The following is a 26,683-nucleotide window of genomic DNA, read 5'->3' on the forward strand; positions in this document are numbered from 1 at the left end:
TGGTCAAAAACTTATTTTAGATTGGAGCCTCTTATATTAAAAAAAACCTTCTCAAGCCTTGTTAAGGCTAAGAAGGTTTTCGCGGATATGTTACTTCCCCAGCACAATTCCGATTCTCCCATCCTGAATCTCTACATGATACTTCTTCACTCGAATTCTGTCGCTGAATAAAGACTTGCCCGTTTGTAAATCAAACTCCCAACCATGCCAAGGGCAGCGGATAATCTCGCCTGCTCTTCCATATTCGTAATCATATACATCCGATGGAAGTGTAGTTCCGGAGACGAGCCCCGCACAGATCGGTGCTCCTTGATGCGGGCAATAATTATTTATGGCATGATACTCTCCATTCACTCGATAGACGCCGATCTCACGTCCCTCAATATGCACGACTACGTGACCGCCCTCTGGAATTTCATCTGCATTCAACACATAATGCACCAACATAGTGACCCTCCCCAAGCCCCCACACAAGTTAATCAAGTCAACTGATATAGCTGCTTTGCATTCTCATAAAAAATCTTCCGCTTTGCCTCCGGTTTAAGTTTGCGTAAAATATGACCAGGCGAGTCGAAGTCCCAATGCGGATAATCGCTTGAGTAGAGCAGTATGTTTTCAGCATCGATCATATTAAAAAGATCGATGAGATGCTGCGGGTTGTCAGGCTCCTCAATCGGCTGCGTAGATAAGTAACAGTGCTCTCGGATGTACTGGCTTGGCATTTTCGTCAGCCATGGAACAGTCGAACGGAGCGCTTTATAATTTTTGTCCAACCGCCACATCAATCCCGGCAGCCAAGCGACCCCGCCTTCAACCAACACCACTTTCAGCCTCGGGTACTTCACAAAAACCCCTTCGCATACCATACTCACTAGATGTGCCATAAACATCTGAGACAAACAGGTATGCCACTCAATGTAACGGGTCGGGTAACCGGCAGCGGTAGGAGCCGTTGAGCTCCCCCCACCCTCCGCTCCCGGATGAATCGCGACAGGCAGACCGTTACGTTCCGCTGCTTCGTAAATCGGATGATAGTGGCGCTGTCCCAGCGGCGAGCGCGCCGCACTGGAGATCATAACCTCCACGATGTCCGGATGCCCACCAACTCTATCGATCTCCCGCGCTGCAAGAAGCGGGTCTTGGGTCGCTACAACCATCGCTCCCTTGAACGCCTTATGCTTACCAAGCCATTCAGCAATTAAGAAATCGTTATAGGCTGAACATATGGCTGCTGCGTAATCAGGGTCATGCGTTGATGAGATGTTGTAAACGACCCCAGTCAGTACGGCATAATCCAGATTATACCCTTCGATCAGCTGCTTGATCATGAAATCAGGATCAGAGCCCGCTCTCCCTCCACCTGGGGGGATCGAATCCTTCTTCATGACGCCGATCGGCGAATAGTAGCCGGAGCCGGCATAGCCGATGCCTGATGCAGCGACCCGCGAACGCCAGGGCTCCTTCAGATAAGGGAGCAGGGCGGTATCCTCTTGTTCATTATGAACATCGACATCGATAATTTTGTATCCGTCCATCACCTGTCCTCCGTCTCCATTACAAAATTACTTGCTGTACGTGCGTGTATATGCAGTGTTGTACATGTTAAGGAGTTCATCAGAACCGAACTTCTTTGCTTGGTCAATAAATTGCTGATAAGTTGTATCGTTAATCGGTGTTTTGCCTGTTACAAACTCTGTAATCTTCTGTTCAAGATATTTATTTAAATTGTTTAGCTTTGACTTTTCAAGTTCAAGCTCTTCTTCTGTTTTGACGATCTGTTTCGGAGCAGGAATTATATATTGCTCGTACCGAGCATTGATGTCCTTGCTCTTCTCACTTAAACCTCGCTCCCATACTTCACGGGATTTCGCATTGTTCAGTGTTATAAGGTCATACCAGACACCCCAATCCTTACGCAGCGTATTAAAAGGGGATGCTCCAAATTCCTTATTGTACACCGGTTTACCGTCCTCTATGGTATACGTCTTGCCTTCAATCCCTAAGGAAAGGTAATTACTTCCCTCTTCGCCAACTAAATAATCGAGAAATTGAACAGCCCGCTCCTTATTCTTCACTTTTGCTGAGATGGCTCTGCCAACCGTGCCAACTACCGGACGAGAAAACTGATAGTTTTTAATTCCCTCGGCTGCAAAAGAGGGGATCGCATCCAGTTCATAATCAGCTGTACCGGCACCTCTCGCCTTTGCCACCAATGATTCCAAATCTGCCTTCCAGAAATAGGTAACTAGTGATTTACCGGTTAAAATTCTCTCCTCCCACTGCGCTTGAGTCAGCAGCGAATATTCAGGATCCAGCAGTTTCTCCGAATAAAGCTTATTCAAGAATACAAGCATATCCTTATAATTCGAATGATATGGAGCGAATGCATATTGTTCCGTCGTCGGATCAATATTGTAGAAACCACTGATGCCCGTGAATACTCTTCCAAAAGTTGTATACAGCCCTGTGTCACCAACGATGGTGTTTGAAATAAGTGGGTAAGAATCCGGATAGTTTTGTTTAAGTGTTTTTAAATATTGATAAAATTCATCGACCGTTGTCGGAGACTTAATTCCATGTTTATCCATAATATCTTTGCGTGCATACCAGATAAAGTTAAAGCCTTTCCCCTCTGCATCACCTTCTAGTACAGGTACGGTATATAGTCCTCCATCCGTGCCAGTTGCCAGTGCCTTAGCTTCAGGATACTTATCGTAAAACGCTTTCAAATTTGGAGCCTTATCCAAATAATCCTTTATGTTTAAAAACACCTTCTCCGGTCCATGCTCCCTTCCGTCTTGAGTCGGTACTTGGATAAAATCGGTTGCTGTGTTCGTTGCGATCATAATTTGCCTTTTTTCCTCAAGTCCTTCTTGGCTTACGATTTGAAACTCAACCTTGACACCTGTCTTAGCCTCAATTTCTTTGAATATTTCCCAGTCATCACGAACCTTGCCTTCCACCCGATCGTAGACGAGCCATGAGAATTTAACTGGATTGTCTGGGCTTAAGGTGCCATTATCTTTATTCTTCCCGCTGGTGCAGCCAGTTACGAGGATGGCCCCGAGCAATAGAATCGTAAGCACCGTTCTGAATCTCGTTCGCTTCATTCAATAACCTCCTTTTTTTAGGTAAAGCAAGGCTTCCATATCTATCCCTTAATACCTCCAATCATCGTACCCTGCACAAAATACTTCTGGATGAATGGGTAGACGCACAGAATAGGCAGTGTCCCAATGATAATCATGGCATATTTCAATGTTTCCAAATGGGTCAGATCTCCCTCGCCCTGCACATTCGTGCCGGCGATCAGAATGTTACGCATCATAATTTGTAGCGGATACATATCCCGGTCATTCAAATAGATTAAAGCGTTAAAAAAAGCATTCCATTGATTCACAGCGGTAAAAAGGCCAATCGTGACCATAACCGGCAATGATAACGGCAGTACGATGCGCACCAGTATTTGCATAGATCCGCAGCCGTCGATGGCAGCTGCGTCCTCAAGTTCCTCAGGCAGCGCCTCGAAAAACGTCCGCATAATAAACAAATACCATGTACTAATAAGCGATGGGAGCACGATGGCCCATATCGAATTCAAGAGCCCAAGCTGCTGCACGATCAGGAAGGTTGGGATCATCCCCCCGCTGAAGAGAAGTGTGAAGGCGGCCATGAGCAGAATCACTCTTCGACCGGGCAACCATCGTTTCGCGAGCGGATACGCCATAGCAGACGTCACAATAAGCGTCAGCACTGTTTGAACAAAAGCATACCGAATCGTATTCCAATAGCTCACCCAAAGATCAGGGTTATAAATTAGCTGCTCGTAGGCGATAAACGTTATATCCTTCGGCCAGAACAGTACAGCGCCGCTCGCTACCAGCGCATTATTGCTGATCGATGCCGAGAATACATACACCATCGGGTATACCATAACGATAACAAGCAAGATCATAAACAATATATTTAGCACATCAAACAGCTTGGAGGCCAAGCTTTCCTGCTTCTTCATTGCACACCTCCCTTTACCAAAGGCTAGTCTCCGAATGTTTGCGAACTATTCGATTCGCCGCAACGACCAGAATGAAACCAATCGCTGATTGAAACAAGCCCACCGCTGTTGCAAAACTGAAATCGGCATCGAGGATACCTCGTCGGTAGACAAACGTGTTAATCACATCCGAGGTTTCATAATTCATCGTGTTGTAGATCAGCAATATTTTTTCAAAACTCGCTTCCATAAAGTTACCTAACGACAGTACGAACAAAATAATCATGACCGGTACCATGCCTATGAATGTGATGTGGCGCATCTGTTGCCACCTATTCGCTCCATCCATCTTGGCCGCTTCATAAAGCGTCGGATCAATCCCCGCGATAGCTGCCAAATAAAGAATGGTACCCCAGCCCACCTTCTGCCATATCTCAGAGCCAACGTAAACCGTTCGGAACCACTCCGGTATACCCAAAAACATAATGGGCTCGATGCCAAACACCTTTACGAGAAAATGATTTACAACCCCTGTTGTCGGAGAAAGGAAGGTAACGAGAATGCCCGCGATAACTACCGTAGATAGAAAGTGCGGCAAATAGCTTATATTTTGCACAAATCGTTTGAACCACTTGCCCTTCAGTTCATGGAACAGGATTGCCAAAATAATCGGCGCTGGAAAATGAAACAATAGATCGTACACATTCAGCATGATCGTATTGCGAATCAGCTTCCAGGCATCTGGTGTGACATAGAAAAATTCAATGAAATGCTTCAATCCAACAAACTTACTTCCGAAAATACCTCGGCCGATCGAATAGTCCTGGAAGGCGATGATAATGCCATACATCGGCGCGTACTTGAATATTAAGTAGTACAAAATGCCAGGCAGCATCAACAAGTACAACGCTTTATGCTTTTTCAGAACATACCCAATTCGTGATAGCTGCGCCAATCATCCCCACCTCCATTTGTAAGCGCTTTTATTTATTTGTTGTCCTTCACTATACGAGTAGCACTTCAGGGCGTAAAGCGCGCATCTTTTCCTCAAGTCACTTGTTTTACATGGCCTTATTACATCAGGTTTTTCACCTGTTATCGCAAAAAAAGAGACTTTAGAAAAAAAGAAGTCTCTTCTTCCCCTTATTGATTTATTGATGGATGCTCCGGTACTTTGCAGGTGTAATGCCTTCGTATCTGCGGAAAGCCCGAATTAACGAGTTCCTGCCCCAATACCCCACCTTCTCGGCGATCTCATCAATTTTCATATCGGTTTCGAGCAAAAAGTGCTTGGCCTTCGTCAACCGGCATTTTGCGATATACTCCACATATTTCTCACCAACCTCCTCCTTGAAGGTACGGCTGAAATGCCCAATGGACATATTCGTCATTCCCGCAAAATACTCGATAGACAGCTCTTGGTCATAATGTTCATGAATGTAATTTACGATTTCTAAAAATTGCTGCCTTCGACTGCTGGTCTCTGTCTTTCGGAATAGAAAACCATGAATGTCCTCGAAGCAGTGCTTCAACTCGTCCCAAGTCATACAACGATTCATCCTTTCAAAAAGACCGGAGTAATAAGGGACGTTCAACTCGTTATGTTCCGATTCCACAGCACGGATCCACGTGTTCAGCACATCAGCGAACAAATATTTCATTTGGGCAGCTGCCGCATCTCTGCGCTTTCCTTCCTCCAGCAGATCTAGCACAGATTGAAGCAGCTTGTTGTATTCTCTTGTTTTGTACTGATTGAGAATCCGGTTAACTTCCTGAACCGATAAGAAAGAGTCCCATTGCTGCAGTTCCCGGGAAGGCTGACTCCTGCAAATTTCAACGGTTGAATGTAGCCCACGATACTTAAGCACTGCAGCAGCATGCTCATAGGACAGATGCAGCTCTTCCATGGCGTGAACAGTTTTGCCGATTCCGATTGTTGCTTTGTAGTAAGTACTATACTCCAATAATACAAGTCTAATCATGTCAGCCATATGCTCTGGATTGTCCTCATTCTGATCATGCTGAACGACACAAGCCAGTAGATCCGGCTTTGTCTGACATAGCCAAATCAGACCAGGTGCCAGCTTATGTATCTTGTCCTTCAACTCAATTAGGAGAAACGTTTTCGTCGATTCCGATGCAGAATCGTAAACGTGAGGATCATAGTGAAAGGAGATGCACAGTACTGTTCTTGCAGCCTTATTGCTGTAGGCAAACTCAATCTCCCTGGCGTAATACTCGATGGACAAGGCGTCACGATATTGACCTAGAAGTATTTTTGAAAAGAATTGCTCCTGTACAATCGGCAGCATCCCGTTCACCATTTGGAACAGCTCTTTATTCTCCGTCATGATTAACTGCGAGTAGCGTTTAATGACATCAAACTCATCCCCTTCGTTCCGAAGCGCCTCAACCGAGAAATGATGAGACTTCAGTCCATCCTTTATTTCTCGAATTGGCCGATATAAGCGACGACTTAAATAATACGAAACAAGGCCGCCGACCAATAGGAAGAAGATGACGAACAGCCAACTGATAATGCGGGTAAGGTATACCGGCTTCATCAAAGTACCTAAATCAATCATGCTGATATAATGCCAGGAGTCGTCAAAGCCCGATTGCATAAAGGACAGCCCTGTCTTGTCTGATATCGTAAATTGTGAAGCTATTCCATCTGTACGTATACGCTGCTGCAGCGTTAGCTGATCCTGTTCAGTTAAACCGGTTTGTGATATCAATCTCCCCTTATCGTCAACTATAGCAGTGGCTGTGACCCAGTTTTCAGGCATATAAATTTGCTCTTTGAGCTTGTCAGGCTTCACATCAACCAAAAGATAAACGTCAGGGGTGGTGGTATTAAATGGGTAACTCATCAAAGCGGTTATTGTTGCTGGAGAATCAATAAAGTCCATCATTTTCTTACCAGTCAGTTCAGCTTCAAGCTTATTGCGCCAGCTAAGATCCATGGTATTACGGGAGGTAAAATAATACGATTTATTCGTATATGTTTCAGCATCAACGATAAGGTCCTCGTGTACAAAGTAATAATATGCTTTCTGGACCAAATCAACCGATTCCAGTTGCTGAAGTTGCTCCCGAAGCGAATGAAGCAACTCCGGAAGCCGTTCACTGTCCGCAGATGATGCCATAGGAGTAAGGAGAGCGCTACGCAATCTCGATGTACTAAGGTTATGAATCATATTATTCTTTAACGATTGAAGTTCTGTATCGGTCTGCTCGGAGAATCGGCTCATCATCACGTTGTTGAACCGCTCAGCATCCTCTTCAATGATACGAACGACGAGCACATGTGCGAGTACACTCGCGGCAATAACCGGAATGAGGATCAGAAGAAAATAGTTAGCGAACAGTCGCCAAAAGAGAGTATGCCTTCTGAGAGGTGGAGAATGAGTTGCTCCTAGCTCAGGCAGTCGAGATGGTGCGGTTCGCTTCAATAGAGATTCCCCTTTTCAGCCATATTTAAAATGGAACAATTAATGCGAGTACACTGGTGGCAATAACCGGTATGAGGATCAGAAGAAATTAGTGATCCCCCTTATATTTAAAATGACAAGTAAATAACGTATATGGACGTGTACCGGTGCACGTTATCCATTTTGACGAACAGTAAAACAGGTTTCATGCCTTCCGTCATTTTTACTATATTTTGATGTAAGTTATATTATTCTTAATAGAAACTATCTCCGGGCAGCACGATAATTTTAAAAAAAACGATGTACAACAGAGTTCATGATGCACCAAAAGACAACCTTTCTCAGACTGTCTTTTGACTTTATATTAGAATTCATTTTGCTTATCCATAATTTTATCGCATTCCTCTAAGAATTCCTGAGGCTGATCCAGTTCGCACATACGGCTTTGTCTTCCAAGAGAACAAAGCGTAATACAACACAGATAGTTCATGAGTAAGCACCGGAACTATTTTGGAATGATTGAAGGTGGTATCAAGGCTTACATATATTTCACAACATCAAGCGTTCCTTGTGCCGTGTTCGGCATCATGAATACCAATGCGATATAACCTAAGAGCGCGAACGGAAGAACGGACAAGATTTGGTTGTTTATTTTCCGGTAAACAAGGAAGTACAGTAGCAAAGGGATAACCACCACAAAATCTAAGGTAATTCCTATCGCAAGAACTTGATCGAACTCTTCATACAGAACAGAGTTAACTAGAATAAGATCAACCAAAATAATCAAGAAACTTGCAGCAAAGAAATAACTCAAGTTATTTCTTTGAAGTTTGACCATCGTTTCAACCACTCCCCCTTTAGTGCCTTCTCACTCTAATATAGAGCAAAATGATATATTTTCCAATTTATTGATATCAACCTCTAAACGACCGCTCCCCGATTGAATACCGGGAAACAGTCGCTTCATAGTAGCCTTTTTGAGGATTACGTTTGCATAAACGAAATCACTTTCCACCAAGCGTCGCGTTCGGCCTTGGCTATATCGCAAGCCTCTGCCTGCTTGCTTAGAACGATTGGGGGCAGACCCGGGATGAAGAAGCTGTGGTCGGCTTTCGGGTAGCGTAGGTGACTCGTTAAATAAGGGTAATTTTGCTGCTCCAAAATTTGCAGCGTTTCGACGGACATCTCTGAAGTCGGCCCGAGCGCATCAAGATCGCCAGTGACGAGCATTAGGCCACATTTCATTCGCTCGACGGGAATTCGCGCGTTTTGAACGGCTTCTTTGTCCCGGAGTGCGTGTATATACATATCTCGCAAAGTAGTTTTGTCGAAATCTTCCCGCGCTTCGTAGTCGGGCGGATAGGAAACGTACTCAAAAGGTTTACCGTCGTAAGACCACGAAGAAACGGCTTCCTTCACGCCGATTTGAATTCCTTGAAACACATATAGCGATGGAGCATAAGCGACAACGGTGCAGATGTCATCGGGAAAGACCGAGCCGAGCAGCAAGGCGAGCTCCGCCCCTTTTGAAATGCCCATTACGCGAATCGGACGACCATCCGTTTCTTTCCGTGCTTTCAGCCATTCCGCCGCTTGACGGAACTGCTCGATCCGTATTTCCGCCAAACCGGTTGGAAGGTCGTACTGTCCGCGGTAATCGAAATAAGCGACGGCCAAAGCCGCATATCCGCGCGACGCAAGCAGAGCCGCTACCTGCTCGGACCATTGGAATCCGCCTCCCGAACCGCCGACGACAAGAAGAGCCGGTAAATCCGAAGCCCGATCGGGTGCGAAATACTTTCCGACGAAACCGTCCGTCACAAAAGTCTCCTGAACATCGTCGGATCGGAACGTTAGATCGAATTGCCGTTCCGCAAGTCTGTCGCCATTTTTGTCTACAATAACCGTTACAGTCTGCGTCTCGGTATTGATTTTCATAAAATACGGCATTTTATCCGAAAGGTCATTTAAGCGCATCGACCAAAACAGCCCCATAGCGTCCTGACCTTCGTATGTCCCTCTTTCCGGGACGGCGGACTGCAAATCGATGCATCCGTCCCCGTCGGCGGTGAACTCCGCTAACGCTTCCCATACTCTGCCGAAATCGTCGCGCATCGCCGTTTTCAGCAAATACGTTTCTGCTGGCTCCAAGCCGAAGATACGCAGGTGCACTGGATCGTCGGCCAAGGAACTTTTTCTGTTTACTTCAATGGTTGGATTCACTGATATCACTCCTTTATTCAACGTTGTATATACAACGTTGGGTATTGTGAGCTGATTATAGAACGGAAAAATTTACCTGTCAATACTTCAGAATAACAAGTATTAAAAACCAAAAGCGGAGCGCCCGAGGCACCCCGCCAATAAACCGGAACTATGAATGGCTTCATACTCTTGACGTGTAAGTCATCGATCGTCACTCCTGTAATGAAGCGAATTTACGTACTATTAAACTATTGAAGTCCTTCATATAAAGGAAACTGAGACGTAATCTCACGTACACTTCCTAATATCTGTTCTTTAATAGTTGGGCTATTGGGATTTTTAAATGCAAGTACAATAAGATGAGCAATTTCTTTCATTTCTTTAGGCCCTAATCCTCTCGCCGTCATAGCGGGTGAACCGAAGCGAATGCCGCTCGTTACAAGCGGGCTTGCCGTATCATGAGGAATGGAGTTTTTATTAGCTGTAATCCCCACTTCGTCCAGTATCTTTTCAGCTTCTTTACCGGTAAGTCCAATATTTCGCAAATCAAGCAGTACAATATGGTTGTCTGTTCCTCCAGAAACAACGGTTAACCCTTCATTTATTAAGGTTTCCGCCAATACTTTGGCGTTCTCAAGAACTTTTTCAATATATGTTTTAAAATCTGGTTGCAACGCCTCACCTAGTGCAACTGCTTTTGCTGCAATGACATGCATAAGCGGGCCGCCTTGTGATCCGGGGAATATCGCTTTATCAATCGCTTGCGCCCATGATTTGCGGCACATGATGGCACCACCTCTTGGTCCTCGCAATGTTTTATGCGTTGTCGTAGTAACAAAGTGCGCGTGCGGTAACGGATTGGGATGCAATCCCGCTGCAACAATTCCCGCAATATGAGCCATATCCACAAAGAAAAGGGCTCCGACTTCAGCCGCAATTTGTGCAAACAACTCAAATTCAATCGTCCGTGGATAGGCACTGGCACCAGCAACAATCATGCGTGGACGATGCTTATGAGCAAGTTTGCGTACATTGTCGAAGTCAATGCGGCCCGTTTGTTCATCTATGCCATAAGGTACAAAGTTATAGAGTTTACCCGAAAAATTAACCGGACTGCCGTGCGTAAGGTGGCCTCCATGGGATAAATTCATGCCCAATATCGTATCACCGGTCTCGACTGAGGCAAAATAAACCGCCATATTAGCCTGCGCACCGGAGTGCGGCTGCACGTTTGCATGCTCGGCACCAAAAAGCTCCTTGATACGTTGTATGGCAATTTCCTCAACGAGATCTACATAGGCACAGCCCCCATAGTATCTTCTTCCTGGATATCCTTCAGCGTACTTGTTTGTCATTACAGTACCCGTTGCTTCCATTACGGCCTGACTGACAAAATTCTCCGATGCAATCAGTTCTATTTTATCCCGCTGCCGTCCAAGCTCTTGCCTAATAGCGTTGGCCACTACTTTGTCTTGCTGTTCTAAATTAATCATGAGAATCTTCCTTTCTGTCTCCTTATTAGTTGTCCAATACTCGCTATACGATGAAATGGATAATTTTCCCGTTAATCCTGTCATTCCCTGTTCAGGTACGTTAATTTCGCTTATGTATCATTGCTATCTTGTTGCTAAGGCTACTATCATCATGTTAGTATATCAATTATTGGAATGCCCTTAAATATCCATAAATCAGTGATTTAAACAATCCATATTTTAAAGTACCTTGGAGGTGAAACGAATGCTAAAGGTCAACCGTGACGACGAACGCCCAATATGGCAACAATTGCTGGACCAAGCTATTCATAATATCACAACCGGAAAATGGCCTCCGGGCGAATTGCTGCTGCCATCTCGCGAACTCGCTCTATTGGTTGGTGTCTCTCGCTCAACCATACAGATTGTTTATGAAGAATTATTCAGTCGCGGTTACACCGTTACATCTCGGCGCGGCGGAACAAGGGTAAGTGATTGGACCTACATGACTAGTTTTACGAAGGATGTTAAACCTCAAGGCCCTGTCACCCCCGAGTTACCTTTATTAGACGCTGCAGTCGGCCATTTGCATAGCTGGTTAAGAGGCAAAGATTACCGAAGTGTGGAAATCGATTTTAGCCCGCATGAACCTTATTTGGATGAACATTTTCAAAAAAATTGGAGACAATCGTTTCTACAAGCTTCCACAGAAACAGACCTGGCCAGTTGGGCTTACGGCAACGCCTACGGTTTCGTACCGCTGCGAGAACAGATTCAGCGTTATTTGTCACTTGAGCGAGGCGTTCACGTGGATATCGATCAAATTATATTAACTTCGGGCGCACAGCATAGCATAGATTTGATCGCCCAAGCACTTTTAAGTGAAGGAGAAACGGTTTCTGTTGAGGATCCCGGCTTCCCCGCTGCCTGGATGGCGATGAAGTATCGGCGGATGAATGTTGTTCCCGTCCCTGTCGACGAATACGGACTGCAAGTAGAGCATATTCATCCACAATCCAAACTAGCCTTTGTTACGCCTTCACACCAGTGCGCAGTTGGAGTGATCATGTCGGAACCCCGTAGGCAGCAATTACTGCACATGGCCGCTCAACATCAATTCTGGATTGTTGAGGACGACTATGATAGCGAGTTTCGATATCGCGGCGACCCGCTCCCAACTTTGTTCAGCCAGCAACCTCAGAATACGTTGTATATGATGAGTTTTTCCAAAATGATTGCTCCTGGTATTCGTATATCGGCGATCATTGGCCCAAAAGAGGCCATTCGCCAGATTGCTCAAGTCCACGAGTTAACTTATCGCCATCTTCCGATTATGGAGCAATTAACGCTTGCTCATTTTATCGAACACGGTCATTTCATGCGCCATATGAGAAGAGTCAGAAATGTATATCGGCGCAGGCACGAAGCCATGACGAAGGCCATCCTTGCGACCGGTCTAGGTGCACGCTTCAAACTGAGCGGCGTAGAAACGGGATTGCATATGCTTCTTGAAGCTGAAGACTACTTTGACGAAGAAGCCGTGACGAACCAAGCGCTCGAAAAAGGGATCCGTGTTTATCCACTCAGCACTTATTGTTTGGAAAGCAATCGAAAAGGATGGGTACTGGGTTTTGCTAAAGTAGATGAGGCAGCAATTAATGAAGGCATTTATCGTCTTGCGGAGATGCTTTTATAATACAAGCATCCCCGCCTATTTATCTTTATTGTCGGTCTCCCTTTTGAATTAATAAACTTGTGCTGCTTTCCATTTACTCAGCACATGACATAGAATTTCGATTGCTTTATCCATTTCATCATGGGTTACGTATAAGCTTGGCATGAACCGTATAACGTGGGTTCCACCCTGCAGGACAAGCAGCCCGCTCTGATGCAATTCCTGAATGAATGGCGCAACAGGCTCATCAAACTCAATGCCAATGAGTAGTCCTAACCCTCGAACAGCTCGAATGACAGGATAGTCTTGCAGATCATTTCTCAGCTTGTCTAAGGCATACGCCCCTGTTTTTTTAGCTCGTTCAAACAGCCCGTCCTCGATCAGTGTTTCAATTGTCGCCAGCCCAGCTGCCATGGGAAGAGGGGAGCCACCAAACGTAGATGCATGGCTCCCGGCTGAAAAAGCATCCCTGAGTTTTTCCATTCCCAGCATGGCCCCGATCGGCAAACCGCTAGCCAGTCCCTTTGCTAGTGTGATGATATCCGGTTCGATTCCATAATGCTCGTAAGCAAACATATTCCCCGTTCTTCCTATTCCGGTCTGTATTTCATCAACGATAAGAAGAATTCCTTTTTCTCTGCATAAATCAGATAGAGCACGGACGAATGCTGGCTCTGCAAGATGAACACCACTTTCTCCTTGCACCAGCTCCAGCATAATGGCAGCTGTTTTCTGTGTAATCCTATTTCTAACACTCTGAATATCATTAAATCGAGCATGAACAAAACCTTCCGGAAGTGGAAGATAACCATCCTTTACTTTCTCTTGCCCCGTTGCTGTCAAAGTTGCCAGTGTGCGGCCATGGAACGATTGTTCGAACGTAATGATCTCATATCTCCCATTCTCCAGCACGCGTTGGTGATACCTACGCGCGCATTTAATTGCCGCTTCATTTGCTTCTGCACCGCTATTACAGAAAAAGACGAGATCCGCACAGCTGATTTCCACAAGTTTTTCGGCGAAGTCTTCCTGCGCTTTGGTATGGAACAAATTGGACACATGCCATAATTGCTCTAGTTGCTCCTGAATTCGCATTTTTACCTTTTCAGGAACGTGGCCCAAATTACAAACAGCAAGGCCGCTCATAAAATCCAAATAGGTCTTTCCTTCATCGTCCCACAGTGTCGTTTTTTTCCCCTTAGCTATGGTGACTGGATATTTATTGTAGGTCGGAAATAAATAACTTTTTTTCAACGAAACCACCACCTTCCGCCATTGTTGCATACACACGTTACTCGGCTTTATTTCCCATTGCAATCGAAAGCCGATTCCTTCAGTCCTATTACTGACCGCGCTCCTGCATCCGTTCATGCTCCCGCAGGCTCGATATTTCAATACCTTTCATAGGTGTTCCTAAATTTTTAGATACTGCTGCAATTAATGCATAATCCTCATAGTGTGTTGTGGCTTCAACAATCGCATGCGCAAATTTTTCGAGACTATCTGATTTGAAAATGCCCGATCCTACAAAGACGCCATCAGCGCCGAGGTGCATCATTAAAGCTGCGTCAGATGGTGTAGCTACCCCGCCTGCAGCAAAGTTGACTACCGGCAGCTTACCGGATTCATGAACCTGCAGCAGCAGATCATATGGTACACCAAGCTGCTTGGCTTCGTTGTACAGCTCATCCTTCGACAGGCCTTGTACCTTGCGGATTTGACCGTTGATCAGTCGAAGGTGGCGTACTGCCTCAACAATGTTGCCTGTACCCGGTTCGCCCTTCGTACGCAACATCGCAGCTCCCTCTTGAATACGGCGAAGCGCCTCGCCAAGATCCTTTGCTCCGCAGACGAAAGGAATCGTGAATTCGTTTTTGCTGATATGGAAAACCTCATCTGCAGGCGTCAACACTTCACTTTCATCGATATAGTCTACGCCTAGCGATTCGAGTACTTTTGCTTCGACATAGTGGCCGATGCGGGCTTTCGCCATCACCGGAATCGATACAACCTTCATGACCTCCTCCACAATGGTTGGATCAGCCATACGGGCTACACCGCCAGTTGCCCGAATATCAGATGGCACACGCTCCAGTGCCATAACGGCCGTTGCTCCGGCTGCTTCCGCGACCTTGGCTTGCTCAGCGTTCATCACGTCCATGATGACGCCACCTTTTTGCATTTCCGCCATGCCTCTTTTGACCCGCTCTGTACCTGTATTCATTTTCATGCCTCCTTTTATTTCTCCACAGTTCGTTGAACGACACTTGCACTGTCTTGCTTTTTACCAAATTTACCATGCATCAATAGATGTGCCGCCAAGCCTGCGACAAGCCCCCAGAATGCGCCCCCGACTCCAAGTAAGGTTACATTTGCTGCCGTTGCCAAAAACGTAATCAGTGCTGTTTCGCGGCCCTTCGGATCTGTTAATGCATTGGCGAGGCTTCCGCCAATTGTGCCGAGTAACGCCAGTCCTGCTAACGTGGCTATGAAAGTAGCAGGGAGGATCAGGAAAAGTGCAGCCAATGTCACACCAAATATGCCAACAGTCATGTAAAAGATGCCACAGGCAATGCCTGCAATATAACGTTTTTTCGAATCCTCGTGTGCGTCTTTTCCTGTACAAATCGCCGCAGTAATGGCTGCTACATTAAAGGGAGATGAGCCGAAGGGTGCTGTAAGGAGCGAGCCTAAACCCGTTACGGTCAAAATCGGATTCGCGCTTGTCTTAAATCCGTCATTTCGCAACACAAGCATTCCAGGCATGTATTGTCCCGTCAATGTAATAATAAACAGCGGCAATGCAACGCCCAATAAAGCATGAAACGAAAACTCCGGATAGACAAATACCGGTGAAGCGAACGCCAATTTAATATTGCTGAAATCTGTTTTCCCCGTACTAATCAAATAAATAAGTCCGATTAACAAAATGCCGACGATCGCATACCGGGAGGTAAACCTTCTTAAAATGATATAGGCAGCAAACAGGACCACTACAAGCAATGGGTCAACTTTCGCGCCACCAAAGGCTGAGATACCAAACTGCAATAAAATACCTGCCAGAAGCCCAGAAGCAATGCCTGGAGGAATAAGCCGAACGAAACGTTCGAACATTCCTGATAACCCCAAAATAATAAATCCTAAAGCAGAGATGATATAGGCGCCAATCGCTTCCGGATAGGGGGTTACCGCTAGCGCGGAAACGAGAAACGCCACGCCTGGCGTCGACCAAGCGGTAATGATCGGTTCACGGTACCGGTAGCTTAGCCATACACCGGTTACGCCCACACCAATGGATATCGACCATATCCATGAAGCGGTCATTTCGGGACTCAAACCAGCTACTTTTGCTGCCTGAAACACGAGAATAAAGGTACCCCCATAGTTGACAATGACAGATATTAAAGCTGCGATGGTGGGCGATATCAAATCGCGGCCACGAAGTGATGATGACGTTGTGTTCATAAATACTTTCCTGCCTCTCCCCTAATCATCCTGGCGGGCGTGTTCGTTCCAGTAATACCCGTCCGGTAAATAACGTTGACCAAATACACTTGTCCCAACTCTTATGATGGTAGCTCCTTCCTCGATGGCCACCTTAAAATCCCCGGACATGCCCATCGAAAGAATATCCATTTCTACACGCGGAAATTTTTCCTCCATAATTTGTGATTGAATTTGTTTTAATAATCGGAAGCAATGCCGGGTCTCTTCGTTCGTGGCATTCAGTTTCCCAATCGTCATCAAGCCTTTAACGTTCAACGTTTCAAACTGAGACAATTGTTCTACCAACGCCAGTGCCGACTCTGGAGAAGCACCGAATTTGCTTTCTTCGTAGGACGTATTGATCTGTACCAAAATATCCATGGTCCTGTTCTCTTTGACGAGCTGATGATGCAACGCCTGCCCCAATTTCAATCGGTCTACCGAATGAATGAGCGTAACATATTTGACAACGTCCTTCACTTTATTCGTTTGCAGATGACCGATAAAATGCCATTCCACTTGGTTGTACTGCTGCATAAGTGGAAATTTGTCCCGAAGTTCTTGCGCTTTGTTTTCACCAAATAATACCTCGCCCGCTTGAATGGCAATTTGTAATTTCTCAAGCGGTACGGTTTTTGTCGCCAACAACAATTTCACATCTTCTATCTTGCGCCCTGAAGCTTGGCATGCTAATTTCATCTGCTGCTTTACGGTTTCGAGATTTTCTTCGATTAGATGGCCCATGTTCTCCCCTCTTTCTGCTCTTTATCCGCGTTTGTCAGCTGCTGTAATCCAAAGTCACTAATGGGATCTGACACCAAAATTTTAAACATCTTTCTCCCTCCTCTATGTCTAACTTGTACGATATTCAAGTTGTGATCTTGTACGGCAGTGGATACCAAGTTTTAACAACATTGCATGTATCGAGAACACTATGCTAGTATAACAACGGATGGATTGCTCATGAACATCCATAAACGCCATCTTTCAGCAATCCAAAATAGATGAACAATTTCATTCCAACATGTAAAGGGGGGAGTGGATCAATTGATGAAAGTAAACCGCACTGACAAAAGGCCAATGTGGCAACAATTGCTTGATCAAGCTATCGATCATATTACGAGAGGTATTTGGAAGCCCGGTGATTTCCTGACCCCTTCCCGGGAACTCGCTCAGCAGTTAGGAGTCTCCCGTTCAACCGTGCAAATTGTTTATGAGGAACTGCATAGTCGTGGCTATACAGTGACGTCACGCCGTGGGGGAACACGTATAAATGATTGGAATCAGTTCACGGGTCAACAAAAAGAAGGTGCTGTCCCCCCTGTTCAGCCACCGCTCCCTGTGCTGTCTCCATCAGTCGATCTATCGCAACATTGGTTCAGAAGCAAAGATAACCCTGAAACAGTCATTGATTTTAGCCCATACCAACCTTATTTGGACATGCAGTTTCAAAAAGCTTGGCGCAAATCGTATCTGAATGCCTCTGCGGAATTAGACTTATCCACTTGGTCATACAGCGATGCTTATGGATTCGAGCCTTTGCGCAAACAAATTCAGCGTCACTTGTCGCTTGAACGGGGAATTCACGTAGAAACGAATCAAATTTTGCTGACATCGGGGGCCCAACATAGCATTGATCTCATCGCGCAAGCGCTATTGACCAAAGGAGATACCGTTTCGGTCGAAGATCCTGGTTTTCCCATTGCTTGGATGACTATGAAATACCGACAAATGAAGATTGCCCCTATCCCTATTGATGAACATGGGCTTGTCGTGGAGAAAGTACCTTCTGAAGCTAAACTTATCTTTGTTACCCCCTCTCATCAATGCGCGGTTGGTGTGATCTTATCAGAACCACGGAGGCAGCAGCTTTTGCATAAAGCCGCGCAGCAACGAGCATGGATTGTCGAAGATGACTATGACAGCGAATTTCGATACCGAGGCGATCCCGTGCCTAGTTTATTTAGCCAAATCCCACAAAATTGTCTATATTTAATGAGCTTCTCTAAATTGACTGCGCCAGGCATCCGAATATCCGCTGTTATTGGACCTGAGGAAGCCATTGCTCAACTGGCGCGCGTTCAAGCGTTCACCTATCGTCATCTTCCCGTCATGGAACAAGTGACATTGGCGCATTTCATCGAGCACGGGTATTTTATGCGCCATATGAGACGAGCAAGAAATATCTACCGACGCAGGCACGAGATTATACAAAAGGCTATTGTGACAAGTGGCCTAGGGGACAAGTTTACATTGCGAGGCATTGAAACCGGTCTGCATGTGTTACTGGAGGCTGACGAATCTTTTGACGAGGATACAATGACCCTTCGAGCACTTCAAGATGGCGTTCGTGTCCATCAGCTCCATTCCTACTGTTTAGAGAGTAAACGAAAAGGGTGGGTATTAGGATTCGCAAAGGTGGATGAGGCACTCATTGGAGAAGGGATATATCGACTTGCTGAAACGGTTTTATAAATTCATCATGGCTTCGACGTGATGAATTCAGTCGTCTTTAAAGAGGTTAATATAAAAGGAACCATATGCTATCGCAATGTTTTTCCAGCGGTTATCGATATGATTGCCAGTGGCGCGCTGCAGTCCGAGAAGCTCATTACAAGCAAGATTAAAGTAGATGATATCACTGAAAAGGGCTTTGAAGCATTACTTAAAAATAAGAACGAAATTAAATATTGGTTAGCTCGAAAGCGTAAGCCAGTATATTTTAAGCCAAAGAGCGCCTGCCTGCACAAGGCGGAGCTCTTTGGCTTCTTTGTGTACCTTCCAATATGATAATAAGCCATTTCGTAAAATTGCATGGATATTGACCGCGACAATAAGCGCATCCGCCTGTATTAACGAAGCACCGTGCAGAGACTCACTTGGCCGTCGCCATAACATTCGTTCGCTCCAAAATATCAAATAATGCCTCGTTGAATTTCTCCTTACGGTCAAGCATAGCAATATGACCCGCATCCGGAATGGAGTAAAACAGCTTGAGCGGCGCTTTTATTGTTGAAAATAATTCCTGTGCCAACGGATAAGGTGTTTGCCAGTCCTGCTCGCCGTGTATATAAAAGACAGGTATTTCAAATGTAGCGCCCATAGACGACAGATCGAATGATTCCATTAAATATTTCCAAATATGACGCTGTCCATCGCCAAATGCTCCGGAGATGAAAAAATAGCTCATATCCTTGAGAGTATAAAATGGTGAACATAAAGCATTGATGATAAGCTTTGTTGTTGGACCAGCCGATAACTTATATTTTCTTTGAAATTTTCGAACCTTCGTAAGTTTCCTGATCATTTCGTCATCGAATGCGAGCGGAGGGTAAGGTTTCAAATGAAGAAGAGCCCGATAATCATTGTCGTTTCCCGCTTCTTTCGCCGATCCCAGTACTTTTTCATAGCCGACGCGCTCATTGTCAATCATATTGACAACCTGCCCAACACCGATATAAGCCTGCACAAGCTCCGGATATTTTTTACTGAACAAGCTACCTAGCACCGAGCCCCATGAATGCCCCAAAATGATAATCTTCTCTTTGTGATACTTTTTTTTCAAATATTCCACAATTTCATAAGTATCCTGAACGATACGGTCAACCGTGGTTGTTGGCGTAACTTGTTTCGGATCATTATTGAAATAGGTTTTGCCGCTGTTTCTTTGATCCCAATGTACGACCGTGACACGCTTCTCCCACGGGATCTGAAACTCTTGGGCAAACGGCAGTATAGGCTCTCCCGGGCCGCCATGCAAAAACAGCATCACAGGATTGTCAATGTCCTCTCCCCGATGATGCAAATATTGCGAGATGCCGCCGATGGTTACGAATTCTCTACAATCAATGCCATTACTCATGGGAGTAATCCGAATTTGATATGCCTTCTTCTTTTTCTTGTACTGGACAAACAGAACCAAGCAAATCATTAATATAAGTAATCCACCTAAAACTATCAATAAAACGATCATTTTTGGGCTCCTTCCGCCATGTAGTCGGCAATGGAATGGACAAGTATATCCAAGGCCTTCTCTCTTCCCCGCTCACCAAAAGGCATATCTGTCGAACCAATAAAATGGAGCGCATTCATTAAATAGGAAAGCACATCCATCTCGCATCCCGATTCGTCAATGCCGCAAAGCGACAGCGTCCTACTAAAATAGTCGTTTGATTTTATTGCTTCCCAGTCTGCCGCCTCATCTGGAAGCTTACGAAGCAGATACTCTATATCCGATGGAGAAACGTAAAGTACAATGCTGTCCGCTGCCAGATAGGTTTCCTTCAATGCCTTTACAAGCCTTTCTTTCAATTTTATTTTTTCGGACAAAATGGACTCGACTCTCTCAAACATTCTTTTCTCGCTCTTTTTGATAATCGTGTAGAGGAGTTCTTCTTTGGAATTGTAGTACGAGTAAAAGGAACCTTTACCGATATTTGTCGCAATGGTGATATCCTCCACAGTAACCCGCTTTATGCCTTTTTTGCGAATCAGTTCAACGCCTTTTGTATGCATCGCTTCTCTCACCATTTCTTTTTCATGTTCGGTGACAATCTTAGGCATAATCCCCCTCCTTTTATTGACTATAAATTCATTATTCAGTCATTAAAAATATATTAACCTCTTTTTCTGCTTCTTACAAGATGTTTTGTTCTTTTATTTATTTTCCGCATGGAGGTAATGAGGTACTCGTTTGCTCTATTAAGACAACCATAGTCCCAATATAAAGAACCCACGTCCAACGTGGGCTCTTTATATTGGATCTATAGTATTGTATCACCGTATAAGGTGGATCGATTCCGTTGAACGAACAAAGTCGCTGCTACTCCTGCCACTTCAAAGCAGGAAAATCACAACGAATCATCTGTATTTTGTTGCTTAAAAAGCAAAAAACATCAAGAACAGAGGTTCCTATTCGATTATAATGAAGCAGAAAGGATGCGAATAGATGTCAACATATGAAAGCGTGACTGGCGTGGTACAACGAGTGGTAGATGAGATCGAGGCAAGACTTTGCGAGGATCTAACCCTTTCTTATCTGGCTCAGATCGCCAATTTTTCAGACTTTCATTTTCATCGGGTCTTTCAATCCATTGTAGGTTTGCCGGTAATGGAATATGTCCGCAGACGCAGACTGTATCATGCAGCATGCCGAGTGGTCGATACAAGTGAAAAGCTGACTAATATCGCTCTGGATTGCGGTTTTGGCACACCAGAAACATTTATCCGCGCTTTTCGCAAATTGTATGGCATGACACCGGGAGAATTTCGAAAAAAGGGCTGTCGCCCCCATACCTCTGGGAAAGCAAATGTGCTTGAACGGAGATTCAATCCCTATTCAGGAGGAGTTCGAATGGAATTTCGTATTGTGACTAAACCGAGCTTTGATGTTATTGGCTACTCGATTCGCACCAGAAATGTGGATGGTCAGAACAATCGGGACATACCGGCGTTCTGGCAGCGCTACTTACATGAGAAGTTAGGCCAGCGCCTATATGAACAAGCTGCTTCGAATGTAGAGTATGGCATCTGTGATGACTTTGATATGGATTCGGGTGAATTCAGCTATATTATAGGCGTGGAAGCCAAGGAGGATGCTGAACTGCCCGAAGGGGCCACTCGCTGGTACTACCCGGAGCAGACCTATGCCGTATTTACAACCCCGAAGGCCAGTCATGGGCAATTTACCGAATCCATTCAGAACACCTGGGCCGCCATTTTTAACGAATGGTTGCCTCAAGCCGCTTATGAGCATGGAGGAACCCCTGAGTTTGAATATTATGACGAGCGCTGCTGGCAAGACCGCAACGAACTGTTGGAGATGGACATCTACATTCCTGTCAAACCTAAAAAAGAGTAAAATCTGCTATAACGTCGCCATTTCAGTAGCTTGGCAAATCAATGGGCATGTATTCAGTCCTTTCGTCTTTTTTGAAGTAACTCTGTAATTTCCGCTAGCAGAACGAGATTAATCGGCAGATCCGTTTATACCACAACATGTTGTAGTGTTCCTGAAAGTAATTACACCATAATGGAAAGCAGAGCGATTCGATTAGTTATTCGGACAATTCGGTGGCATTTTAGTTGCAATCTGGTTATCCTCGTAAGAAATCCAATCGCTCCAGCTTCTTATCCCCCCAGCTCGAAGGGTTCCAAAACGAAAAAATGGGGGTTCGGAGCAACGCGGCGGGAATGCCTCTGAAGATATGCTCATGTCGATGTTGAACTGCTCACCTTGGCTGCGCTTGGGAGGACTTAGGGAGCGAGGAGCCCGTAACCGACGGGGCTTGTGCAACAGTGGGGTCAGCGCCGAGGCAAGGCAACCCAAGGTAATCGAGTGAGGTGAGAGGAACGCCAAGAAAGGGCAAGTGAAGCAAGGTAGCACCCGGAAGGCGTGGGTGGGCAGCTACGCTGTTGTTTGCAGGTTATTGAATGTTGTTTGCGAGCGGAATCAAGTATTCAAAATTGTTTCTGCGAAAGCAACATTTTTTATAAGACTCGGATATTCCTCAGGGGTTGAGCCGTCTTCTACGCTCCAGCAAACTCCCATTGCAGTTTCCACATAAAGGCATTGCTTTAATATGTCGTTTGGAATATTAAGATTTTTTTCTAAGATGCATATGATATCATTTATTTTCTTATATAATTCCGTAGTTATTTCACCACTAAATTCATTTAATATAAAACGTGGAACATCAAATACAGGATCACCTATTACGCCCTTAGGGTCGATAATTATATACTTTCCATCATTACCAAGTAAAATATTATCATGATGAAAGTCGCCATGAAGCAGCATCTTTTGTGAATACAACGTAGAAACCGATAAGCAAATATCTTTTGCTTTTTTCATATACGAATACAATTCTTTACAATCTTGTCGCTTGCTCATGTATTCTGTTATCCTACCAACCCACTCTGTGTAAGTCGGATATATTTCTTCTCTAGCGGGCGTTATATGTAAACCTTTATATAGGGAACAAAATACAGATAGTCTTTTATCAAGAGAACTCTCATCCCTTAAAGGATTCCCTGGCTGCACACACTCTTCAAGTATGGCGCCGTTTTCAATATCAGCGTCGAAGACTCTGCAAAATCGTCTGCCGTTATATTGACACAAAGTATTAAATTCTGTAAATAGTTCTCCGAAAGAAGGATTACCTAATTTAAGCACTACACTTCCAAAGTTTGCAGAATCGCATATAAAAACTAAGTTTGCAGAATATGAAGGAATAAATTGAAAAAAGGTTAACGTCCACTTTTCAGCATATACTTCAATATCCCTCAAAACTTTTTCATAAAAATCTTTACCAAAACGGTTAATTATATTTTCGATTTCGTTTTGCTTGAAACTATAACGCTTGTTCATGTTTAGGATCAACCTCCACTCCTCGAACAGATCGAGGACTATTTTGTACAACTAATACCATTGCATGGCTCCTAATTATTATTCGTGACTATGTGCTGCTCGCCCTGCTTCCCCTGTGCGACGACCTCCCTTGGCTACGCTTGGGCGCAAGTTGGAAGCAAGAATTCCTGTTTGTCCCGACTGTATGACTGTGGATGGCTCTAGAATTCTTGCAACTGCTATCTCCGAATTCTTGTTTGCAGCCTGTTGAACGGAAAGCCCAAAAAGGCCACAACAGCCCGCCTCCCGGCAAACCTGTCACAGCCCCCAAACCCGCGTTCGGCGCAGCCTCTTGGCCCTTACTCTTCTCCCGTCGCAATCGGATTCTCCTCGTACGAAATCCAATCACTCCAGCTTCCAGCATATAATCTTACATTGCTATATCCCGCTTCCTGCAATGCCAAGACATTAGGGCAAGCAGACAGACCGGAACCACAGTACACGATGACTTCATGGTCTGGATCGACACCAGTAAACCGCTCATGCTGCGCTTCTGGCGATTTCAAGCGTCCATGCTCCTGAATACCATCCTTCCAAAAGGCATGAATGGCTCCTGGTATGTGACCGGCTACCGGATCCAATGGCGCGGATTCGCCTGTGTATTGCTTCCTATCCCTTGAATCAATAAGAGTAACCTCACCCCTACTGTCCAGAGCTGCTCTTACATCGTTTACATCTGCCAGCAGTTCGGTGCGCAGTTCCACTTCAAAGTTCCGGGGTGTCACTTCAGTCTCCTCCGCGGTTAGAGGAAGACCGGCAGCAGCCCATCCCTTGAATCCTCCATCCAAAATGTAAGTCTGCTCATGTCCAAGATACTTCAATATCCACCACAACCGGGCAGCCTCTGGCCTTAGGTCATCATCATATATGACTACGGGAGTGCTCCGGTCAATGCCGAGACTTCCGAATGTCGTTGCAAGCCGCTGCGGGTCAGGCAGCGGACTCCTTCCGCCATGCTGACCTGGATGGTCGGTCAGATCTTTTTTCAAATCAACAAACACTGCTCCCGGCAGATGCTGCAAAATAAATGAGCTTATACCGTACTCCGCATCTCCCGGTTGAAATCTGACGTCCGCTATAACAAACTGCCCATTTCCTGACTGAATCCGTTCAAGCACCCATTCCTGACTGACCAGATTAGACATCAGCTTCTCCTCCTGTCACCTTTTCGCTAAATGGTAAATTCCAAATGTTCCTCGGTTTTCACATCATAAATAGCAGAATATATGTCATTCTGAATCTTTAGGAGACCAGCATCATCAAGCTTACGCGGACGGGCAAGAGTAATATTGAAAATACGGTGAATACGTCCAGGTCGCGGTGACAGCAGCACAATCCGATCTGCAAGAAAAACCGCTTCCGAGACATCATGCGTAACAAACACCACCGTCTTCTGCTCCTCCTCCCAAATCCGCAATAGATCACTCTGAAGCTGCAGCCTCGTGAGATGATCTACGGCACCAAACGGTTCATCCATTAACAGCACTTCAGGGTTACCGACAAGGGCTCTGGCAATGCCTGCACGCTGTTTCATTCCACCGGACAGTTGGTGAGGATACTTGGCACCAAAGCCTAGCAAGCCAACCATCTCTAAATATTTATCAACGCGTGCCTTACGCTCAGCTTTACCAACACCCGCAAACTCAAGCCCAAGACCTACATTTTGATCAACTGTACGCCACGGGTAGAGAGAAGGGTCTTGAAAGACGACGCCTAATTTACGGTCAGGTCCCTTCAACCGCTCTTCGTCTAGCAATATACTTCCCTCATTTGGTCTTTGAAGTCCCGCAAGCAGCTCTAGTAGTGTACTTTTCCCGCAGCCGCTCGGACCCAGAATGCAGAGGAACTCACCATCTTCCACGGTCAGATTGATGTCCTTCAGCGTTACCGTTGGTACGGCTCCGTCATAGACTTTGGACACGTTATGCACGGTGAAACCAGCCATGTGGATCCCTCCCAAGCGGTATTATTTTTGTGGTATAAATCGCAAGTCCAAAATGCTCTCCACGTCATATATTTCATCCTGGAATCCTAATTCCTTCTGGATCTTTTGTGTATCTTTCAACGCATCAACATTTACATCGGGATTATTCTCCCACAGAACGTCTTCACGCTTTAAAGACTGATCAAGTACATCCGGATCAATATCTATATTCTTCAGATAATATTCCTTAAACTCCTCCGGGTGGCTCTTCGCATATTCCTGTGATTTGAAGTAAGCACGAATTAGTTTCTCCACCAGTTCCGGTTGGTCTTCTAAAATCCCTTGCCGGGCAGCAAGAACCCCTGTATGAAACGTCGGCAGGTAATCCCAACCGGTGGCAATAATTTTTCCTTTCCCTTCCTTCTCTACCGACGAAGCGAACGGTTCGTGGATAATGGTGGCATCTACCTGTCCTGTTTCCAAACTTGCATAAGCTGCTTGGTGTGTACTGTTAGCAACCAGCGTAACATCATCGGCATTTATTCCGTGCTTCTCCAGAATTACTCTTGTATACACTTCAAGACCGCTTCCAAAGACGGCAACCCCGACTTTCTTCCCTTTCAGGTCCTCAACCCGATCAATGCCAGGCGATGCAATTAGATAGAACGGGCCTTTTGTACGGAACATAGAAGACACAATCTTGATCGGCGCCCCCTTTCCTGCGGCTACGATTGCTGTGGTCGTGGCTACATCCACCACATCGATATCTTTACTCGTCAAGCCTGCAATCGGATCTTTGGTGCTAATGAATTCAACGTCCAGCCCTTCTTCTTTAAAAAATCCTTTTTCTGCGCCGAACGACACAGCCAGCCCACTTACACCGCTAAGCGGCGCATAACGGATCTTCTCTAGCTTCTGCTCCACTGACCCATTGGAAGACGGATTAGCCGTATTCGAATCGGCATTGCCTGCGCATCCTGCGAGCAGTGAGAGAAGCATGACTGATATAGCAATTGTAATGAAAAGACGATTTCTCTTTCTATTCATGCAACATTCCCCCTGCCAAATTTGATTCTCCGTTCTTCTAT

At 45.3% G+C, this 26,683-nt stretch carries 23 protein-coding genes; 4 read left to right on the forward strand and 19 right to left on the reverse strand.

The window, feature by feature from the left end; genetic code table 11:
- Positions 1 to 90: 90 nt before the first annotated feature.
- From MNQ98_RS20735 to MNQ98_RS20775, 9 genes are all read right to left on the reverse strand, one after another.
- Complete coding sequence (locus MNQ98_RS20735) at positions 91 to 447, reverse strand: Rieske (2Fe-2S) protein (RefSeq protein ID WP_241929936.1); 357 nt, start codon at positions 445 to 447, stop codon at positions 91 to 93.
- 32 nt (positions 448 to 479) lie between these two features.
- The gene (locus MNQ98_RS20740) at positions 480 to 1,535 is read right to left on the reverse strand and encodes an amidohydrolase family protein (RefSeq protein ID WP_241929937.1); all 1,056 of its coding nucleotides are present in this window, start codon (positions 1,533 to 1,535) and stop codon (positions 480 to 482) included.
- Positions 1,536 to 1,562: 27 nt separating this feature from the next.
- Entirely contained in the window at positions 1,563 to 3,110 is a 1,548-nt protein-coding gene (locus MNQ98_RS20745) for an extracellular solute-binding protein (RefSeq protein WP_241929938.1), read from the reverse strand.
- Between the two features lie 41 nt (positions 3,111 to 3,151).
- Positions 3,152 to 4,012: a carbohydrate ABC transporter permease gene (locus MNQ98_RS20750; RefSeq protein ID WP_208918651.1), complete on the reverse strand. Its 861-nt coding sequence runs from the start codon at positions 4,010 to 4,012 to the stop codon at positions 3,152 to 3,154.
- 13 nt (positions 4,013 to 4,025) lie between these two features.
- Positions 4,026 to 4,946, reverse strand: coding sequence for an ABC transporter permease (locus MNQ98_RS20755; RefSeq protein ID WP_241929939.1), 921 nt, complete (start codon positions 4,944 to 4,946; stop codon positions 4,026 to 4,028).
- A 196-nt stretch (positions 4,947 to 5,142) separates the two neighbouring features.
- Positions 5,143 to 7,446: a helix-turn-helix domain-containing protein gene (locus tag MNQ98_RS20760; RefSeq protein WP_241929940.1), complete on the reverse strand. Its 2,304-nt coding sequence runs from the start codon at positions 7,444 to 7,446 to the stop codon at positions 5,143 to 5,145.
- Between the two features lie 517 nt (positions 7,447 to 7,963).
- A complete protein-coding gene (locus MNQ98_RS20765) occupies positions 7,964 to 8,263 on the reverse strand; it encodes a hypothetical protein (RefSeq protein WP_241929941.1) in 300 nt (99 codons plus the stop codon).
- Between the two features lie 146 nt (positions 8,264 to 8,409).
- Complete coding sequence (locus MNQ98_RS20770) at positions 8,410 to 9,648, reverse strand: acyl-CoA thioesterase/bile acid-CoA:amino acid N-acyltransferase family protein (RefSeq protein ID WP_241929942.1); 1,239 nt, start codon at positions 9,646 to 9,648, stop codon at positions 8,410 to 8,412.
- A gap of 230 nt (positions 9,649 to 9,878) precedes the next feature.
- Positions 9,879 to 11,123 (reverse strand): serine hydroxymethyltransferase, encoded by a 1,245-nt coding sequence (locus tag MNQ98_RS20775; RefSeq protein WP_241929943.1) that lies wholly within the window; start codon positions 11,121 to 11,123, stop codon positions 9,879 to 9,881.
- Between the two features lie 244 nt (positions 11,124 to 11,367).
- Between MNQ98_RS20775 and pdxR (MNQ98_RS20780) the strand changes: the two genes are divergently transcribed.
- Positions 11,368 to 12,798 carry a MocR-like pyridoxine biosynthesis transcription factor PdxR gene (gene pdxR / locus MNQ98_RS20780; protein ID WP_241929944.1) on the forward strand — a complete coding sequence of 477 codons (1,431 nt, stop codon included), beginning with the start codon at positions 11,368 to 11,370 and terminating at the stop codon, positions 12,796 to 12,798.
- A gap of 48 nt (positions 12,799 to 12,846) precedes the next feature.
- Here pdxR (MNQ98_RS20780) and MNQ98_RS20785 read toward each other — a convergent pair whose 3' ends face one another.
- The 4 genes from MNQ98_RS20785 to MNQ98_RS20800 are packed head-to-tail and all read right to left on the reverse strand — an operon-like array spanning position 12,847 to position 17,007.
- Positions 12,847 to 14,061, reverse strand: coding sequence for an acetylornithine transaminase (locus tag MNQ98_RS20785; protein WP_241929945.1), 1,215 nt, complete (start codon positions 14,059 to 14,061; stop codon positions 12,847 to 12,849).
- A 58-nt stretch (positions 14,062 to 14,119) separates the two neighbouring features.
- Positions 14,120 to 15,001 (reverse strand): pyridoxal 5'-phosphate synthase lyase subunit PdxS, encoded by an 882-nt coding sequence (pdxS, locus tag MNQ98_RS20790; protein WP_241929946.1) that lies wholly within the window; start codon positions 14,999 to 15,001, stop codon positions 14,120 to 14,122.
- A 14-nt stretch (positions 15,002 to 15,015) separates the two neighbouring features.
- Entirely contained in the window at positions 15,016 to 16,242 is a 1,227-nt protein-coding gene (locus MNQ98_RS20795; protein ID WP_241929947.1) for a benzoate/H(+) symporter BenE family transporter, read from the reverse strand.
- 21 nt (positions 16,243 to 16,263) lie between these two features.
- Positions 16,264 to 17,007, reverse strand: coding sequence for a YggS family pyridoxal phosphate-dependent enzyme (locus MNQ98_RS20800; protein ID WP_241929948.1), 744 nt, complete (start codon positions 17,005 to 17,007; stop codon positions 16,264 to 16,266).
- Positions 17,008 to 17,310: 303 nt separating this feature from the next.
- Here MNQ98_RS20800 and pdxR (MNQ98_RS20805) point away from each other — a divergent pair, with 303 nt between their 5' ends.
- Positions 17,311 to 18,738: a MocR-like pyridoxine biosynthesis transcription factor PdxR gene (gene pdxR, locus MNQ98_RS20805; protein ID WP_241933994.1), complete on the forward strand. Its 1,428-nt coding sequence runs from the start codon at positions 17,311 to 17,313 to the stop codon at positions 18,736 to 18,738.
- Between the two features lie 21 nt (positions 18,739 to 18,759).
- Entirely contained in the window at positions 18,760 to 19,053 is a 294-nt protein-coding gene (locus MNQ98_RS20810; RefSeq protein ID WP_241929949.1) for a hypothetical protein, read from the forward strand.
- An 85-nt stretch (positions 19,054 to 19,138) separates the two neighbouring features.
- On the opposite strand, the gene MNQ98_RS20815 is transcribed toward MNQ98_RS20810, so the two are convergent.
- Positions 19,139 to 20,236 (reverse strand): alpha/beta fold hydrolase, encoded by a 1,098-nt coding sequence (locus MNQ98_RS20815; RefSeq protein ID WP_241929950.1) that lies wholly within the window; start codon positions 20,234 to 20,236, stop codon positions 19,139 to 19,141.
- The gene (locus tag MNQ98_RS20820; RefSeq protein WP_241929951.1) at positions 20,233 to 20,826 is read right to left on the reverse strand and encodes a TetR/AcrR family transcriptional regulator; all 594 of its coding nucleotides are present in this window, start codon (positions 20,824 to 20,826) and stop codon (positions 20,233 to 20,235) included. The genes MNQ98_RS20815 and MNQ98_RS20820 overlap by 4 nt, the downstream gene beginning before the upstream one ends.
- A gap of 385 nt (positions 20,827 to 21,211) precedes the next feature.
- On the opposite strand from MNQ98_RS20820, the gene MNQ98_RS20825 reads away from it, so the two are divergent.
- Complete coding sequence (locus MNQ98_RS20825) at positions 21,212 to 22,123, forward strand: AraC family transcriptional regulator (RefSeq protein WP_241929952.1); 912 nt, start codon at positions 21,212 to 21,214, stop codon at positions 22,121 to 22,123.
- Positions 22,124 to 22,714: 591 nt separating this feature from the next.
- Here MNQ98_RS20825 and MNQ98_RS20830 read toward each other — a convergent pair.
- The 4 genes from MNQ98_RS20830 to MNQ98_RS20845 all read right to left on the reverse strand — a co-directional run bounded on the left by MNQ98_RS20830 (position 22,715) and on the right by MNQ98_RS20845 (position 26,642).
- Complete coding sequence (locus MNQ98_RS20830) at positions 22,715 to 23,632, reverse strand: aminoglycoside phosphotransferase family protein (RefSeq protein ID WP_241929953.1); 918 nt, start codon at positions 23,630 to 23,632, stop codon at positions 22,715 to 22,717.
- Positions 23,633 to 23,970: 338 nt separating this feature from the next.
- Positions 23,971 to 24,816 carry a sulfurtransferase gene (locus tag MNQ98_RS20835; protein ID WP_241929954.1) on the reverse strand — a complete coding sequence of 282 codons (846 nt, stop codon included), beginning with the start codon at positions 24,814 to 24,816 and terminating at the stop codon, positions 23,971 to 23,973.
- 26 nt (positions 24,817 to 24,842) lie between these two features.
- Complete coding sequence (locus MNQ98_RS20840; protein ID WP_241929955.1) at positions 24,843 to 25,616, reverse strand: ABC transporter ATP-binding protein; 774 nt, start codon at positions 25,614 to 25,616, stop codon at positions 24,843 to 24,845.
- A gap of 21 nt (positions 25,617 to 25,637) precedes the next feature.
- Positions 25,638 to 26,642: an ABC transporter substrate-binding protein gene (locus MNQ98_RS20845; RefSeq protein WP_241929956.1), complete on the reverse strand. Its 1,005-nt coding sequence runs from the start codon at positions 26,640 to 26,642 to the stop codon at positions 25,638 to 25,640.
- Between the last annotated feature and the right edge of the window lie 41 nt (positions 26,643 to 26,683).

It is taken from the genome of Paenibacillus sp. N3/727 (assembly GCF_022637315.1).
Classification (GTDB): Bacteria; Bacillota; Bacilli; order Paenibacillales; family Paenibacillaceae; genus Paenibacillus_AQ; species Paenibacillus_AQ uliginis.